The sequence below is a fragment of the Ruegeria sp. CDSA034 genome (assembly GCF_059612275.1).
The window spans coordinates 576,086-590,291 of the sequence record NZ_JBXWQH010000001.1; the positions used below are offsets into that span (position 1 = coordinate 576,086).

Sequence of the window (14,206 nt, forward strand, 5' to 3'; positions counted from 1 at the left end):
CTGCGGCGCACCCCGGCCCGGGTCAAGCCGGGAACGCAATTCCCAGCCGCCCCCTTGAATTCGGGGCGCTTATACCCAGATGAATGCGGAATTTGGTGAAAATTTCGCGGGTCGCCCTCCTGCCCGCGACAATTAATCTTGATCCAGATCAAACTCGACCATTGAAGGTCGTCCCCCCGCAATCTAAAACCAGCAGGAATCCCGCGCGTTGGAGAGGTCCAACTGCGCGGTGCAGTTGCAACAGGAGGCACCTATAATGGCAGACGCAGCCATTCATGGTCACGACCATGAAGACCAGCGCACATTTTTCCAGCGCTGGTTCATGTCGACCAACCACAAGGACATCGGGATTCTATACCTGGTCGTCTCGGCACTTGCCGGTCTGATTTCAGTTCTGATGACTGTTGTCATGCGGATCGAATTGATGGAACCCGGGGTGCAGCATATGTGCCTGGAAGGCTTCCGACTGTTCGGTAGCGGAGCCGAGCTCTGCACGCCTAACGGGCACCTGTGGAACGTTATGATCACCTACCACGGTGTTCTGATGATGTTCTTCGTGGTCATCCCCGCGCTTTTCGGCGGATTTGGCAACTATTTCATGCCGTTGCAGATCGGTGCACCGGACATGGCCTTCCCGCGGATGAACAACCTGTCTTTCTGGCTTTATGTCGCTGGTACGTCGCTGGGTGTGGCCTCGTTGCTGAGCCCCGGTGGTAACGATCAGCTCGGTTCGGGCGTAGGCTGGGTTCTGTACCCGCCGCTGTCTACAACCGAAGGCGGCATGTCCATGGACCTTGCGATCTTTGCCGTGCACGTATCGGGCGCCTCCTCGATCCTCGGCGCGATCAACATGATCACCACCTTCCTGAACATGCGTGCCCCGGGCATGACCCTGTTCAAGGTGCCGCTGTTCAGCTGGTCGATCTTTGTCACCTCGTGGCTGATTCTGTTGTCCCTGCCGGTTCTGGCGGGTGCGATCACCATGTTGCTGATGGATCGCAACTTTGGCTTCACCTTCTTTGATCCCGCCGGTGGCGGCGATCCGATCCTGTATCAGCACATCCTGTGGTTCTTTGGCCACCCGGAAGTGTACATCGTGATCCTGCCCGGTTTCGGCATCATCAGCCACGTCATCGCGACCTTCTCGCGCAAGCCGGTCTTCGGTTACCTGCCGATGGTCTGGGCGATCATCGCGATTGGTGTGCTGGGCTTTGTCGTGTGGGCGCACCACATGTACACCGTTGGCCTGTCACTGCGTCAGCAGGCGTACTTCATGCTAGCCACGATGGTCATTGCGGTGCCGACCGGGGTTAAGGTCTTCTCGTGGATCGCGACCATGTGGGGCGGTTCGATCGAGTTCAAGACACCGATGCTGTTCGCCTTCGGCTTCCTGTTCCTGTTCACCGTTGGCGGTGTGACCGGTGTGGTTCTGTCGCAGGCCGGTGTGGACCGTGCGTATCACGACACCTATTACGTGGTTGCGCACTTCCACTACGTGATGAGCTTGGGTGCCGTGTTTGCGATCTTTGCGGGAATGTACTTCTACTTCTCCAAGATGACAGGTCGCCAGTACTCGGAATTCTGGGGCAAGGTTCACTTCTGGATGTTCTTCATTGGCGCCAACCTGACCTTCTTCCCGCAGCACTTCCTGGGCCGTCAGGGCATGCCGCGCCGCTACATCGACTACCCTGAGGCATTCGCCCAGTGGAACTATGTATCGTCGATTGGCGCGTTCATCTCGTTCGCCTCGTTCCTGCTATTCTTCGGCATCGTGATCTACGCCCTGCTGCGTGGCAAGCGTGAGACCCGGCCGAACCCCTGGAACGAATACGCGGATACGCTGGAATGGACCCTGCCGACCCCGCCGCCCGAGCACACGTTCGAGCAGCTGCCAAAGCAGGAAGACTGGGATAAAGGCCACGCCCACTAATCCCGGCAAGATAGACTGACAAAGCCCCGCAGATGCGGGGCTTTTCATTTTTCAGACCTCGAGAATTAAACAACGCTGGCATAGACTTGCCCGAGAATAAGCCGTTAGACTGATCTGCAATCGCCAATTGCGCAGGACCCGGTCGGTCATGATCCTTCACGACGGAATAACTGTACGACAGATGGTCAAAGGCTCCTTTGGCTTTATCTGCATCGTGCTGACATGGACGCTGCTGGTTGTACTGGCGGATGAACTCACGACAATCGAGCTGATCTCGAACCCCAGCCCGCCCGTCACCATGCTCGGGCTGGCAGTGGCATTCTTTCTGGGCTTCAAAAACACATCGGCCTTTGCGCGCTGGTCCGAAGCGCGCAGCATCTGGGGCGATATCGTCAATGCCAGCAGGGACTGGGGCAACACTATTAGCAATCTGGTGCTGCGCGACGGCACACCGATTGATCCCGCGCTGCGCGACGAACTGATCGAACGTCACATCGCATGGCTCAATATGCTTGCCTTTCAGCTGCGCCAGCCCTCGCCGACAGGACGCAGCCGACGTCCTTGGATGTTTGGACACAAACCTATTTCAGACCGCACCGAGCTGCATCAAAAGCCCGAATGTTGGCGTGAACGCCAATTGGAAAGCGACTTGCCCAGGCTTGAAGGCAAGAGCAATCGCGCCGCCTATCTGTTGTTTCTTCAGGGCGAAAAGCTTGCTGAGTTGGCACGCAGCCGTGGGATTGACCCCTATTGGCACGTCGCCCTGATGGACCGCCTCGCGCGGTTTACGACGACACAGGGGCAATGTGAGCGCATCAAAAACACACCTTTCCCAAGACAGGTTGCCGAGGTCGGTCGCGTCTTCAGTTGGATCTTCATCTTCATGCTGCCGCTGGCGTTCAACGACGAGCGATCAATCATCCCCGGGGCAGATATCTCTGTATGGCAGCTTGTTATCTTCGACTGGCTGACATTTGCGCCAGTTGGGGCGCTGGTCTGCTGGATCTTCTTTGTCACCGAACGCGTCAGCGCCTCGATGGAGGATCCGTTCGAAGGGGATGTGACCGATGTTCCGATCTCGGCCCTTTGTCGCAGCATCGAGATTGACTTGCGGCAGATGACCGACTGTGGGGTTGCGCCTCAACCCGCGCAACCCATCGAAAAAGTTCTGTTTTAGAGCGACCCGATTTGGCGCGTGCGCAACGCCATTTCAGGGGGCGTTCGATAATCTGCCCATTTTAGGGTATCATGTATCCAGAAACCCTGGGATCGGAGCCATCAGATGCCCGAAATTGACTTTTGGTTTTCCATCGGCAGCACATACAGCTTCCTGACAATCATGCGCCTGGATGATTGGTGTGATGAGCATGACGCGACCGTCAATTGGCGACCGTTCAACGTGCGTACCGTAATGTCCGAACAACAGAACATTCCCTTTGCGGGCAAACCGGCCAAATCCGCATATATGTGGCGCGATATCGAGCGGCGCGCCGCAAAGTACCACCTGCACGCAACGCTTCCTGCACCCTACCCGATCTCGGATCTTGCGCTGGCCAATCAGGTCGCCGTGCTGGGTATGGCGGATGGCTGGGGCAAGTCCTTTACCCAAAACCTGTACCGCATCTGGTTCGAAGAAGGGATTGAAGCGGGCAGCGAAACAGCGCTGTCAGAAGCGCTGCATCGGTGTCAGCAGGACCCACGCCTGACCCTTGCACGCGCCCGCAGCCCGGACACGATCTCGGCGCTTGAAACCGAAACAGAACAGGCCACAAAGCTGGGCGTTTTTGGCGCCCCCAGCCTGGTCGTTCGCGGCGAGGTTTTCTGGGGCGATGACCGGCTGGATGACGCGTTGTCGTGGGCCAGAGTTGGGCACGTCATCTGATCTTTCCTGTTAGACACCGGCAGGTGTTGCGCTATTTTTGCACCATGCCGTATCGATGGAATCAAACCTCAAGTTCCGAGCAAGAGTTGCGCCTGTGGCCGCATAACTCTCTGCCCCCACGCTGGGCGATGCGTGTGGTGTTGGCGGTCTTCCTGTTTGGCTTGATTCCCCTGATGGCTGTTCTTGGGTCGGTTTTGCTGTGGGGTTTGCTGCCATTCATGCTGTTGACCGTTCTGGGACTGTGGTTCGCGATCCAGTCCAATTACCGTGCACGCAGCGTTTTCGAGGTGTTGACCTTGACCGGCTCGCAGGCCCGTCTGGTGCAGCATCACCCACAACGGGGGCAGCAGGAGTGGTCCTGCAACCGCTATTGGGCGCGTCCCGAAATGCATGAGCGCGGCGGCCCGGTCCCGAACTATGTCACACTGACCGGTGACGGCCGCGAAGTTGAAATTGGCGCCTTTCTGTCTGAGGAAGAGCGGATTTCGCTGTTTGATGAGCTCACAAAAAAACTGCGCGAACCTGTCGCGCAGCCTTAGCATCTTAGCAAACAATAATGCTTAGCAGCTGCCGCCTGGCGCAGCGCAGAGCTGATCTTTGACCATCGGGCCAACCTTGCCGAAATCCATCTGGCCGGTGTAACGGGTTTTCAGCTCACCCATCACTTTGCCCATGTCGCGGATCGACCCGGCGCCGGTGGCCGTGATTGCGGTCTGAATGGCCTTGCTCACCTCGTCATCGTCCAATTGCTTGGGCAGGAATTCCTCGATGACCTCGACCTCGCGCAGTTCCCGTTCGGCAAGATCCAATCGGCTGCCCTCTTCATAAGCGCGGGCGCTTTCCTTGCGCTGCTTGGTCATTTTACCAAGAATTTCAAGCACCTCTGTGTCGCCGCAGCCTTTGGCTTCTTCGTTGTCAGACGCGCGCGAGGCGATGTCACGGTCCTTGATCGCAGCATTAATCAGGCGCAGCGTCGACAGACGCTCGGCATCCTTGTCTTTCATCGCTTGCTTCAGGGCAGTGTTCACCCTTGATCGCATATCCATATGTTCTGTCCATCCCCATGGCAAAGGAACCCCGACCATATCGAAACAAAAAGCGCGATACAACAGGGGGTGCATGTGGTTAACTTATTGATTTTAAACAATAGCCTAAAAATTGAACAGACTTGACCCGAGCGTACAACCCCCTTAGGTATGCGCCGGTTTACCTTGCAGGAGAGTCGCGCCATGGCCCAGAACGCCCCGTCCAAGCCCACCGCATGTCTGGCATTGGCCGACGGTACATTGTTCTACGGTATGGGCTTCGGCGCCACCGGCCAAACCGTGGCTGAACTTTGCTTTAACACCGCCATGACCGGATACCAGGAAATCATGACCGACCCCTCTTATGCGGGACAGATCGTGACCTTCACCTTCCCTCATATCGGCAATGTCGGCGTGAACCCCGAGGATGACGAGACTGGCGATCCGGTTGCCGCCGGGATGGTGGTCAAATGGGATCCGACCGAGCCATCGAACTGGCGCTCGGCCGAAGAATTGAAAACCTGGCTCGCCCGCCGCGGCCGCATCGCCATCGGCGGTGTGGACACCCGCCGCCTGACCCGCGCCATCCGCCAGCAAGGCGCACCTCATGTCGCGTTGGCGCATGATCCCGACGGTAACTTTGATATCGAGGCACTGGTCGCCGCCGCGCGCGGCTTTGCCGGTCTGGAAGGTATGGATCTAGCCAAAGAGGTCACCTGCGCCCAAAGCTATCGCTGGGACGAAATGCGGTGGGCCTGGCCGGACGGGTACAAACGTCAGGAATCTCCGGTTCATAAAGTTGTCGCCGTGGACTTTGGCGCAAAGCGCAATATCCTTCGCTGCCTCGCCTCGGCCGGATGCGACGTCACGGTTCTGCCTGCAACGGCGACGGCCGCCGAGGTGCTGGCCCATAATCCCGATGGCGTGTTCCTGTCGAACGGCCCCGGCGACCCGGCAGCCACCGGTGAATACGCCGTGCCTATGATCAAAGAGGTTCTGGACGCCACCGACCTGCCCGTCTTTGGCATCTGTCTGGGACACCAGATGCTGGCGCTGGCTTTGGGCGGCCATACCGTCAAGATGAACCACGGCCACCACGGGGCCAACCATCCGGTCAAAGACCTGGATACCGGCAAGGTCGAGATCACCTCGATGAACCATGGCTTCGCGGTGGACGCCCAGTCCCTGCCCGACGGCGTTGTGGAAACCCACCGCTCGTTGTTTGACGGGTCCAATTGCGGCATCCGCATGACCGATCGCCCTGTCTATTCAGTGCAGCACCACCCCGAGGCATCGCCTGGCCCACAGGACAGCTACTATCTGTTTGAACGCTTTGCCGACGCTATGGCAGACAAGAAAGCACAGGCTTAACCGCCTCATCGTTTAGTGTTAACGCGCTGTTAACCTTGATTGAGCAACCCTGACGCGGGTCACCGAGTCAGGGTTTTTTTATGGTTGAACATAGCCTGCAGCAATTCGCGCGCGCCGCGCCGATTTCTGTTGGGGCGCGGAAACCCCTTGGCGCCTGTTTACTCGAACGTGGCTGCATCACCCCCGCCCAGCTCGAAAAGGCGCTGCATCTGCAATCCAGACAACAGGCCCCACTGGGCGAAATCCTTGTCGGAGAGGGCTGGATCAGCCGTCAGGAAGTCATGGATGCTTTGTCTGAGCAGACCAACCTGCAAATTGCCGATCTGAAAGACACGCCCCCCTCCCCGAGCTTATGTGACATCAAACCGGTCGAGTTCTGGCTGAAGCATAATGTGATCCCATGGCAACGCATCGGCCCAATCCTGCTGATCGCGACCGCTGATCCGAACAGCTTTGCCGCGGTACGCGCCGCCCTGTCCCACACCGAACACACGATTGCACCAGTACTTGCATCGACCAGCCAGATCGATCACGCGATTGCCAGCGCATTTTCCGACACTTTGGCAAAAGGCGCGGAAACACGGGTCGACAATGATCAGAGCTGTCGATCATGGACGCCGACAAAGCGCGCGGGTCCGATCGCGGCCCTTGCGGGACTTCTTTTCTTTTTTACAGCCTTTCCTCTGGTTGGTCTGGCTGCTCTTTTGACCACAGCCACCGTTTCACTGCTCTTGTTCATGGTTTTGCGCATTGTTGGCTTGGTCTCATACCTTATGAGATGCCGCCAAGTGTGCCCAAACCCCGAGCCTGTTCCACTGCGATTGCCGCGCGTATCGATGATGGTGCCCCTTTACAAAGAACGAGAAATAGCAGGCGCTTTAATAAAGCGGCTGCAACGCCTGACCTACCCAAAGGCGTTGTTGGACATCATTCTGGTGCTGGAGGCCTCAGATGAGGTCACGCGCACCACATTAAGCCGAGTGGATCTGCCCAGCTGGATCAGAACGGTGGAAGTCCCGGAACTGAACGGACTGACGACAAAGCCCCGCGCAATGAACTACGCGCTGGATTTTTGCCGTGGCGACATTCTGGGTGTGTGGGATGCCGAGGACGCCCCGCAACCAGATCAGATCGAACGGGTGGTCCGGCATTTTGCGCGAGCTGACGAAGACGTCGTCTGCCTGCAAGGTGTTCTCGATTATTACAACCCGCGCACAAATTGGCGGTCACGCTGTTTTACCATCGAATACAACAGCTGGTTTCGGATCATCCTGCAAGGCATTGCGAATCTGGGTCTGGTCATCCCGCTTGGGGGCACAACATTCTTTTTCCGCAGGGATAAATTGCTGGAGCTTGGCGGTTGGGATGCCCACAACGTGACCGAAGACGCAGATCTGGGTGTGCGCCTCAGCCGCGCGGGCTATCGAACCGAGATGGTTGATACCACCACTTATGAAGAGGCGAATTTTCGGGCCTGGCCTTGGGTTAAACAACGTTCGCGCTGGCTGAAGGGGTTCATGGTGACCTATCTGGTGCATATGCGCGCGCCGCGGCGCCTGCTTAACGAATTGGGATTCAAGCGCTTTTTCGGCTTTCAGGCGTTCTTCTTGGGCACTATTGGCCAGTTTCTACTGGCACCGGTCCTATGGCTGTTCTGGTTGGCGACACTGGGCTTGCCTGGCCCGTTCGATCCGCTTCTGTCTGATTGGACCTTCTACGCACTCATCAGCCTGTTTCTGGTGGCCGAGATCACCAATCTGATCGTTGGAATGCTGGCCGTAGCAGCACAAGAAAGACGGTTCCTGATGCCGTGGGTTCCAACAATGCCACTGTATTTTCCGCTAGGCGTATTAGCCGCCTACAAAGCCCTATGGGAACTGGCCAGCAACCCGTTCTTCTGGGACAAAACCCAGCATGGGCAGGCCCGCGAAGAAGTACAGCCGCACTGACGGTCATTTCTCGCGCAGCACCGCATCCTGTTTCAGGCGGGTCATGAAGGCCACCGAGATATGTTCTTTCAGCGCGCGCTCAGCCGCCTCTTCATCCCGTGCGGTGATCGCCTCGACAATGCCTTTATGTTCGCTCTGCGCAATCTCGCCGCGGCCCTGAACGGCAAGCGAGGTCGTAGCCATCAGAGCCATTGTGCGGTGCACAAGATTCAGTTGCTGCACCAGATACCGGTTGTGCGAAGCCAGATGGATCTGTTCATGAAACCGCCGGTTGGCCCGCGACAGCGCCGTTGGATCATTTACCAGCGCATCGTCAGCGGCGACCATGTCCTGCAGCACTTTGATCTCTTCTTCGGTGGCGTGTTTCGCGGCCAGCTTTGCGGCCAACCCCTCCAACTCGCGCCGGACCACGTACAGTTCGGCCATTTGGTTGTGATCCAATGAGGCCACGATCAGTGATCGTCCGTCACGCTCTAGCAGGGATTGCGTCTCAAGTCGCTGCAACGCTTCGCGGATCGGCGTGCGGGACACGCCAAACCGTTCTGCCAGCTCACTTTCGACCAACCGGTCGCCGGGCTTGTAAACGCCCACATCAATCGCTTCGAGAATAAGGCTATAGGCGTCTTTGTTGGGCTGACGGGATTGCGGCATGGGGTGTTTTTTCTCCTCGTTCGGACATGTCTATCCGCCTCAGGCCTGTGCAATCAAGTGTAGCATTGAAAACCTGTGCATGGCGGCCTAAACCCAACTCATGGTCAAACCTTCTTTTTCGCATGTCACCCAATGGGTGTTCGACCTCGACAACACGCTGTACCCGCCTCATATGCAACTATTCGACCAGATCGAGGTTCTGATGACGGATTACGTGGTGCAGGCCATTGGCGTCGACCGAGCCGAGGCGGATCGTCTGCGCTCGCACTATTGGCGGGAATACGGCACCACGCTGGCCGGCTTGATGGCCGAGCATGACCTGGACCCCGAACCCTATCTGTACGCCGTGCATCAGGTGGACATGAGCCACATGGACCCCGACGCCGAGTTGGCCGACAACATCCGGTGCCTGCCTGGCCGTCGCATCGTTTACACCAACGGCAGCGCGCCTTATGCCGAACGTGTGCTAAAAGCACGCGGTCTCAGCGGTTTGTTCGATGCGGTTTATGGCGTAGAACACGCGGGCTATCTTCCAAAACCTAAACAGGCCGCGTTCGAGGCGATCTTTGCACAGGATGGCATCGACGCCGACAAGGCGGCCATGTTTGAAGATGATCCGCGCAATCTGGCTGCTCCGCACGCGATGGGAATGCGCACAGTTCACGTCGCGCCCCAGCCGCACGAGGCCGATCATATCCACCATCACACCGACGACCTGACTGCGTTTCTGTCCCGCCTGCGATAGGCTGTCACACTGCGACGATCTGCACATTCTGCAGGTGCATCATCGACCCTATATGCGCCTCAGCGACGAACAGAATCGGAGACCCCATGAGCGCGATCGAGATGCCCGGACGCCTGCCCATCTTGCAGCGCCTGTTGTTTGCAATTCCCCTGTTTGGCTGGTTAGCCAAAGATGCCGCTCATGCAAAGGGCGAAGAGTGGGGTTATACAGCGGCCGCGATTTTCAGCATGTGGGGCTGTTCTGCCCTGTTGTTCGGTCTGCCGGGCCTATACATCCCAGCCGTGATGATGGTGCCGGTGATGTTCCTGATCCTCATCCTGATTTCACGCGGCTAACACGCGGGACAGGATGTCACTTGGCGCCCGATGCAGAACCGAACTAGGGTCTGCCAAACACTCGGAGGCCAAGGTCATGAAAGACAGCTGTGACATCCTGATTTCCGGCGGCGGAATCGCTGGTCTGACCGCTGCGGCGGCCTTTGGAACCGCCGGGTTCGACGTCATTTGCGTCGACCCGACGCCCCCGATAACCGAGCGCGACGTGGACGGCTCTGATTTGCGGACCACCGCCTTTTTGCAACCGGCGCACGGCTTGTTAGAGCAATGCGGGCTGTGGCAACGGCTGGACCCACACGCGGCCCCCTTACAGATCATGCGGATTGTGGACGCAGGCGGAGATGTTCCTGAACCCCGCGTGGTACGCGATTTCAACGCCGCAGATATTTCGGATCTGCCCTTCGGCTGGAACCTGCCCAACTGGCTGCTGCGGCGCGAGATGGTGGCACGACTGGCCGAACTGCCCAATGTCGATTTCCGCCCCGGTACTGGCACTGTCAGTCTGTTCACCCGCACTGCCGAAGCGCGTGTCGGCCTGAGTGACGGCAGCCGCATTCGTTGCAAACTGGTGGTCGCCGCTGACGGGCGCAACTCTCCCATGCGCGAGGCGGCTGGGATCAACGTCCATTCCACGCGCTATGGCCAGAAAGCATTGGCCTTTGCAGTCACACATCCCATCCCGCACGACAATGTTTCGACCGAGATTCACCGCTCGGGCGGGCCGTTCACCCTGGTCCCCCTGCCCGATTGGCAGGGGCAACCGTCTTCGGCGATTGTGTGGATGGAGCGCGGACCCCGCGCGGTTGAGTTGCTCAACACCGAGTCCGAGGCGTTTGAGGCGCTGATGACCGAACGGTCCTGTGGGTTGTTCGGACCGTTAAAACTGGCCTCGCGCCGGACCATCTGGCCGATCATCAGCCAGTCAGCAGAACGTCTGGCTGGCGAGCGAGTCGCGCTGATGGCCGAGGCCGCCCATGTGGTGCCGCCAATTGGAGCCCAGGGATTGAACATGTCGCTGGGCGATCTGAGCAGTCTGCTGGAACTGGCGCAGGCCCGTCCTGAAGGTCTGGGCGATGCGCAGATGCTCGAGGCCTATCACAAGGCTCGCCACACCGAAATCGAGATGCGGGTCAAAGGCATCGACCTGTTGAACCGCGCCTCGATGATCGAGGCGCGGCCGTTAAGGGACGTCCGGGCAATGGGGCTAAATGCGCTCTATTCTCTACCGGCTGTTCGCAAGACCTTGATGCAAATGGGCCTCGGCGTACGCTAAGGCCCGAATGGTTTCACAGAACCTGATCCAGCACGCGCTTGAGCCGCCCGATGGTGCCGTCGACGTCGTACAGTTTGTCCAGACCAAACAGACCAAGGCGGAAGGTGCTGAACCCTTCAGGCTCATCACATTGCAGCGGCACACCTGCTGCGATCTGCATGCCCAACGTCGCAAACTTCTTACCATTCTGAATATCCGGGTCCGAGGTATAGCTGACCACGACACCCGGCGCGCCAAATCCGTCCGCTGCTACCGAGACGATGCCCTTGTCCCGAAGCATCGCCCGCACTCCATCGCCCAACGCCCATTGGGCGTCCCGCAGCTTGTCGAACCCATAATCGCGGGTCTCGACCATCGTATCGCGGAACGCCTTCAACGCATCCGTTGGCATGGTCGCGTGATACGCATGCCCACCATTTTCATAGGCTTGCATGATCTGTCGCCATTTTTTCAGATCAACGGCAAAACTGTCGGACGTCGTCTCCTCCAAACGCGCTTCGGCACGCTCAGATAGCATGACAAGGCCAGCGCAGGGCGATGCACTCCACCCTTTCTGGGGCGCCGAGATCAGGACGTCCACACCGGTGGCCTTCATATCGACCCAGGCACAACCCGATGCGATGCAGTCCAGCACCATTAACGCCCCCACCTCATGCGCCGCGGCGGCCATGGCTGTTACGTAGTCATCAGGCAGAATGACACCGGCCGAGGTCTCCACATGTGGGGCAAATACAACGTCCGGACGCTGTTCACGGATTGTTGAAACAACCTCGTCAATCGGTGCGGGGGCAAAGGGCGACGGGCTGGAATTGCCGGTTTCACGGGCTTTGAGAACCGTCGCTGACGCCGTCAGATCACCGGATTCGATGATCTGGCTCCAGCGGTAGGAAAACCACCCATTCCGAACGACCAATACATTGGCGTTGCGCGCAAATTGCCGGGCCACGGCCTCCATCCCATAGGTGCCACCACCAGGGATAATCGCCACACCATCCGCATTATATACATCCTTCAGCAAGCCCGATATGTCCCGCATCACCTGCTGAAACTGAACCGACATATGGTTCAGAGACCTATCCGTAAACACGACCGAGAACTCTTCGAGCCCAGAGGGATCGACGGTGTCCAATAGCGCTGGCATGGTTTGTCCTTTCAAATTGTCGTCAGCGGCCTCGCGACCCGGGTTAATTTGCCCAGACCCGTACTGAACCCGAATATCTGACCTAAGGGAACTAAAAACAAAACACTCAAATGATATTTTGTTAGTCGAATCTGGCAAGAAATGACGCCAATTAGTGTCAGCTGCCCTTTACACTCTGACGTGTTTCTGACCAGATGCACTCACTTTACAGAAGAAAGGTATTTCGACAGGTGAATGCGCATAAGCGGATCAGTTTTCAAGTTGTTAGGGACGAAGTCAAACGGCGGATTGAAAGCCGCATTTGGCCGCAGGGATCGCTTCTGCCAACCGAAACGCAACTTGCCGAGGAATTCAATTGCGCACGCGCGACAGTGAACCGTGCCCTGCGCGAACTGTCCGATCAGGGCTTTGTCGAGCGCAAACGCAAAAGCGGGACCCGGGTCAAAAAGGAACCCAGCAAACATGCCAAGCTGGAATTTTCTTTGGCTCGTCAAACGGTTGAAAGCCAAAATGCAACCTATCGGTACTCGCTGGTTGAACGCAACGTGGTCGCAAGCCCCGGTTGGCTCGCCTCGCAGATCGGTGTATCGGCGGACATTCGCGTCCTGCATGTCATCTGTATGCACTATGCAGATAACCGTCCCTTCCAATTGGAAGAACGCTGGATCAACATAGATGCGGTGCCCGAAATCGAACATGCCGATCTGAGCAACCACGGCCCACATGAATGGCTACTGAACGCCTCTCCGTTTACCGAGGCTGAAGTCTCCTTTTGCGCGATCTCCGCGGACGGACGATTGGCGGAATTCATGGGAACAACCCCCGGAACGTCGATGATCCAGCTAGAGCGCACGACCTGGAAGAACGGAAATCCGATGGCATTTGCCCGGATAACGCACCATCCGGGATATTGCATCCGCACGCGGTACTGAGCGGGCTTATCCGATCGGTCCCGGCAAACGTTCCTCGCTTAGCAGGACGTTGGCTTCGACATCTCCTGCGCCGGGCAAGGTCATGATCCGACGGCGCAGGACCCGCTCAAAATCCGACAGGTCGCGGGCAACCACCCGCAGGCGATAATCGTACAAACCCAGCACATGCTCGACGGTCTGAACTTCTGGAATAGCACTGACGGCGCGCTCAAAATCCTCCAGACTGACCTGACCCTTGCGCGCCAGTTTCACGCCAAGGAATACCGTCACGCCAAATCCCAACGCCTCGGCATTCAGGCGCAGCCGGCGACCTTTGATAACGCCCGAGGTTTCCAGCCGGCGGATGCGGCGCCATGTCGCCGGTTGTGACAGACCCAGCTTACGCCCCAACGCCCCGGCGCTCTGGGAGGCGTCCTGAGCCAACGCACACAGTATTTTTCGGTCCAGCTCATCCAATTCGGTCATACCGGCAAGACCTCTTCGCTCTTGACCCTCGCGATATGCATCAAGGCCTCAATATCCGCGATATGCGGCAGGGTCAGAATGCGGTCACGGTAGAGTTGTTGGTAGTGTGACATGTCCCTGGCAATCACCGACAGCCGCACATCTACCCTGCCCAGAAATGTTTGCAATTCGATCACCTCGGGCACTTGCCGGGCGGCGGCAGTAAATTCGTCAAACGCGCGCGATTGCGTCTTGTCCAGCGTTACGCGCAGCGAAACCTCGACCGCATACCCAAGCGCCGCCCAATCGATCACGGCCTCCTGCCCCTGGATTATTCCGGTTGCCTGCATCTTTTCGACCCGGCGCCAGCAGACACCCTGGCTGATACGGCAACGCTCGGCCAGTTCCGCAGCAGTCAGGCTGGGATCGGCCTGAAAGTGGCGCAGGATTCGGCGGTCTATGTCATCAAGCATGATTTTTTTGCATTTCTGGTGTTACACGAATTATTCTTCATCTTTTTCACAAATA

15 protein-coding genes are annotated in these 14,206 nt (G+C 57.9%); 10 read left to right on the forward strand and 5 right to left on the reverse strand.

Annotated elements, in window-relative coordinates; genetic code table 11:
* Positions 1 to 256: 256 nt before the first annotated feature.
* The 4 genes from ctaD (at position 257) to AC2FLJ_RS02795 (ending at position 4,351) form a co-directional block, all read left to right on the forward strand.
* Positions 257 to 1,930, forward strand: a complete 1,674-nt coding sequence (gene ctaD, locus AC2FLJ_RS02780; protein ID WP_058277640.1) for a cytochrome c oxidase subunit I — start codon at positions 257 to 259, stop codon at positions 1,928 to 1,930.
* A 148-nt stretch (positions 1,931 to 2,078) separates the two neighbouring features.
* Positions 2,079 to 3,107 carry a bestrophin family protein gene (locus AC2FLJ_RS02785; protein WP_496695075.1) on the forward strand — a complete coding sequence of 343 codons (1,029 nt, stop codon included), beginning with the start codon at positions 2,079 to 2,081 and terminating at the stop codon, positions 3,105 to 3,107.
* A gap of 105 nt (positions 3,108 to 3,212) precedes the next feature.
* Positions 3,213 to 3,812, forward strand: coding sequence for a 2-hydroxychromene-2-carboxylate isomerase (locus AC2FLJ_RS02790; protein ID WP_282118722.1), 600 nt, complete (start codon positions 3,213 to 3,215; stop codon positions 3,810 to 3,812).
* A gap of 44 nt (positions 3,813 to 3,856) precedes the next feature.
* A complete protein-coding gene (locus tag AC2FLJ_RS02795) occupies positions 3,857 to 4,351 on the forward strand; it encodes a DUF2244 domain-containing protein (protein ID WP_282118866.1) in 495 nt (164 codons plus the stop codon).
* Between the two features lie 21 nt (positions 4,352 to 4,372).
* On the opposite strand, the gene AC2FLJ_RS02800 is transcribed toward AC2FLJ_RS02795, so the two are convergent.
* Positions 4,373 to 4,858, reverse strand: coding sequence for a GatB/YqeY domain-containing protein (locus AC2FLJ_RS02800; RefSeq protein WP_058274249.1), 486 nt, complete (start codon positions 4,856 to 4,858; stop codon positions 4,373 to 4,375).
* Between the two features lie 183 nt (positions 4,859 to 5,041).
* Between AC2FLJ_RS02800 and carA the strand changes: the two genes are divergently transcribed.
* On the forward strand, positions 5,042 to 6,208 hold the full coding sequence (gene carA / locus AC2FLJ_RS02805; RefSeq protein WP_496695072.1) for a glutamine-hydrolyzing carbamoyl-phosphate synthase small subunit: 1,167 nt from the start codon (positions 5,042 to 5,044) through the stop codon (positions 6,206 to 6,208).
* A gap of 80 nt (positions 6,209 to 6,288) precedes the next feature.
* Positions 6,289 to 8,157, forward strand: a complete 1,869-nt coding sequence (locus AC2FLJ_RS02810; protein ID WP_496704387.1) for a glycosyltransferase — start codon at positions 6,289 to 6,291, stop codon at positions 8,155 to 8,157.
* Between the two features lie 3 nt (positions 8,158 to 8,160).
* On the opposite strand, the gene AC2FLJ_RS02815 is transcribed toward AC2FLJ_RS02810, so the two are convergent.
* Positions 8,161 to 8,808, reverse strand: a complete 648-nt coding sequence (locus tag AC2FLJ_RS02815) for a GntR family transcriptional regulator (RefSeq protein WP_058273905.1) — start codon at positions 8,806 to 8,808, stop codon at positions 8,161 to 8,163.
* Positions 8,809 to 8,908: 100 nt separating this feature from the next.
* Here AC2FLJ_RS02815 and AC2FLJ_RS02820 point away from each other — a divergent pair, with 100 nt between their 5' ends.
* From AC2FLJ_RS02820 to AC2FLJ_RS02830, 3 genes are all read left to right on the forward strand, one after another.
* A complete protein-coding gene (locus tag AC2FLJ_RS02820) occupies positions 8,909 to 9,553 on the forward strand; it encodes a pyrimidine 5'-nucleotidase (RefSeq protein ID WP_496704388.1) in 645 nt (214 codons plus the stop codon).
* An 86-nt stretch (positions 9,554 to 9,639) separates the two neighbouring features.
* Complete coding sequence (locus AC2FLJ_RS02825) at positions 9,640 to 9,888, forward strand: hypothetical protein (protein WP_282150952.1); 249 nt, start codon at positions 9,640 to 9,642, stop codon at positions 9,886 to 9,888.
* A 76-nt stretch (positions 9,889 to 9,964) separates the two neighbouring features.
* Positions 9,965 to 11,161 (forward strand): UbiH/UbiF family hydroxylase, encoded by a 1,197-nt coding sequence (locus AC2FLJ_RS02830; RefSeq protein ID WP_496704389.1) that lies wholly within the window; start codon positions 9,965 to 9,967, stop codon positions 11,159 to 11,161.
* A gap of 13 nt (positions 11,162 to 11,174) precedes the next feature.
* Here the strand turns inward: AC2FLJ_RS02830 and AC2FLJ_RS02835 are convergent, their stop codons facing one another.
* Positions 11,175 to 12,302: an aminotransferase class V-fold PLP-dependent enzyme gene (locus AC2FLJ_RS02835; protein ID WP_496695063.1), complete on the reverse strand. Its 1,128-nt coding sequence runs from the start codon at positions 12,300 to 12,302 to the stop codon at positions 11,175 to 11,177.
* Between the two features lie 230 nt (positions 12,303 to 12,532).
* On the opposite strand from AC2FLJ_RS02835, the gene hutC reads away from it, so the two are divergent.
* Positions 12,533 to 13,234: a histidine utilization transcriptional repressor HutC gene (gene hutC / locus AC2FLJ_RS02840; protein ID WP_496695062.1), complete on the forward strand. Its 702-nt coding sequence runs from the start codon at positions 12,533 to 12,535 to the stop codon at positions 13,232 to 13,234.
* A 6-nt stretch (positions 13,235 to 13,240) separates the two neighbouring features.
* Here hutC and AC2FLJ_RS02845 read toward each other — a convergent pair whose 3' ends face one another.
* Together AC2FLJ_RS02845 and AC2FLJ_RS02850 are read right to left on the reverse strand one after the other, a co-directional pair.
* Positions 13,241 to 13,699 (reverse strand): Lrp/AsnC family transcriptional regulator, encoded by a 459-nt coding sequence (locus tag AC2FLJ_RS02845; protein WP_113789069.1) that lies wholly within the window; start codon positions 13,697 to 13,699, stop codon positions 13,241 to 13,243.
* Entirely contained in the window at positions 13,696 to 14,151 is a 456-nt protein-coding gene (locus AC2FLJ_RS02850) for an Lrp/AsnC family transcriptional regulator (RefSeq protein WP_108858913.1), read from the reverse strand. The genes AC2FLJ_RS02845 and AC2FLJ_RS02850 overlap by 4 nt, the downstream gene beginning before the upstream one ends.
* Between the last annotated feature and the right edge of the window lie 55 nt (positions 14,152 to 14,206).

What these genes read in the sequence shown, in the direction of transcription:
- AC2FLJ_RS02810 (WP_496704387.1), top strand. Translation starts at nt 6,289, where the DNA reads ATGGTTGAACATAGCCTGCAGCAATTCGCGCGCGCCGCGCCGATTTCT.
- AC2FLJ_RS02835 (WP_496695063.1), bottom strand. Translation starts at nt 12,302, where the DNA reads ATGCCAGCGCTATTGGACACCGTCGATCCCTCTGGGCTCGAAGAGTTC.
- AC2FLJ_RS02800 (WP_058274249.1), bottom strand. Translation starts at nt 4,858, where the DNA reads ATGGATATGCGATCAAGGGTGAACACTGCCCTGAAGCAAGCGATGAAA.
- AC2FLJ_RS02815 (WP_058273905.1), bottom strand. Translation starts at nt 8,808, where the DNA reads ATGCCGCAATCCCGTCAGCCCAACAAAGACGCCTATAGCCTTATTCTC.
- AC2FLJ_RS02850 (WP_108858913.1), bottom strand. Translation starts at nt 14,151, where the DNA reads ATGCTTGATGACATAGACCGCCGAATCCTGCGCCACTTTCAGGCCGAT.
- ctaD (WP_058277640.1), top strand. Translation starts at nt 257, where the DNA reads ATGGCAGACGCAGCCATTCATGGTCACGACCATGAAGACCAGCGCACA.
- AC2FLJ_RS02820 (WP_496704388.1), top strand. Translation starts at nt 8,909, where the DNA reads ATGGTCAAACCTTCTTTTTCGCATGTCACCCAATGGGTGTTCGACCTC.
- AC2FLJ_RS02845 (WP_113789069.1), bottom strand. Translation starts at nt 13,699, where the DNA reads ATGACCGAATTGGATGAGCTGGACCGAAAAATACTGTGTGCGTTGGCT.
- AC2FLJ_RS02825 (WP_282150952.1), top strand. Translation starts at nt 9,640, where the DNA reads ATGAGCGCGATCGAGATGCCCGGACGCCTGCCCATCTTGCAGCGCCTG.
- AC2FLJ_RS02790 (WP_282118722.1), top strand. Translation starts at nt 3,213, where the DNA reads ATGCCCGAAATTGACTTTTGGTTTTCCATCGGCAGCACATACAGCTTC.
- AC2FLJ_RS02795 (WP_282118866.1), top strand. Translation starts at nt 3,857, where the DNA reads ATGCCGTATCGATGGAATCAAACCTCAAGTTCCGAGCAAGAGTTGCGC.
- carA (WP_496695072.1), top strand. Translation starts at nt 5,042, where the DNA reads ATGGCCCAGAACGCCCCGTCCAAGCCCACCGCATGTCTGGCATTGGCC.
- AC2FLJ_RS02830 (WP_496704389.1), top strand. Translation starts at nt 9,965, where the DNA reads ATGAAAGACAGCTGTGACATCCTGATTTCCGGCGGCGGAATCGCTGGT.
- AC2FLJ_RS02785 (WP_496695075.1), top strand. Translation starts at nt 2,079, where the DNA reads ATGATCCTTCACGACGGAATAACTGTACGACAGATGGTCAAAGGCTCC.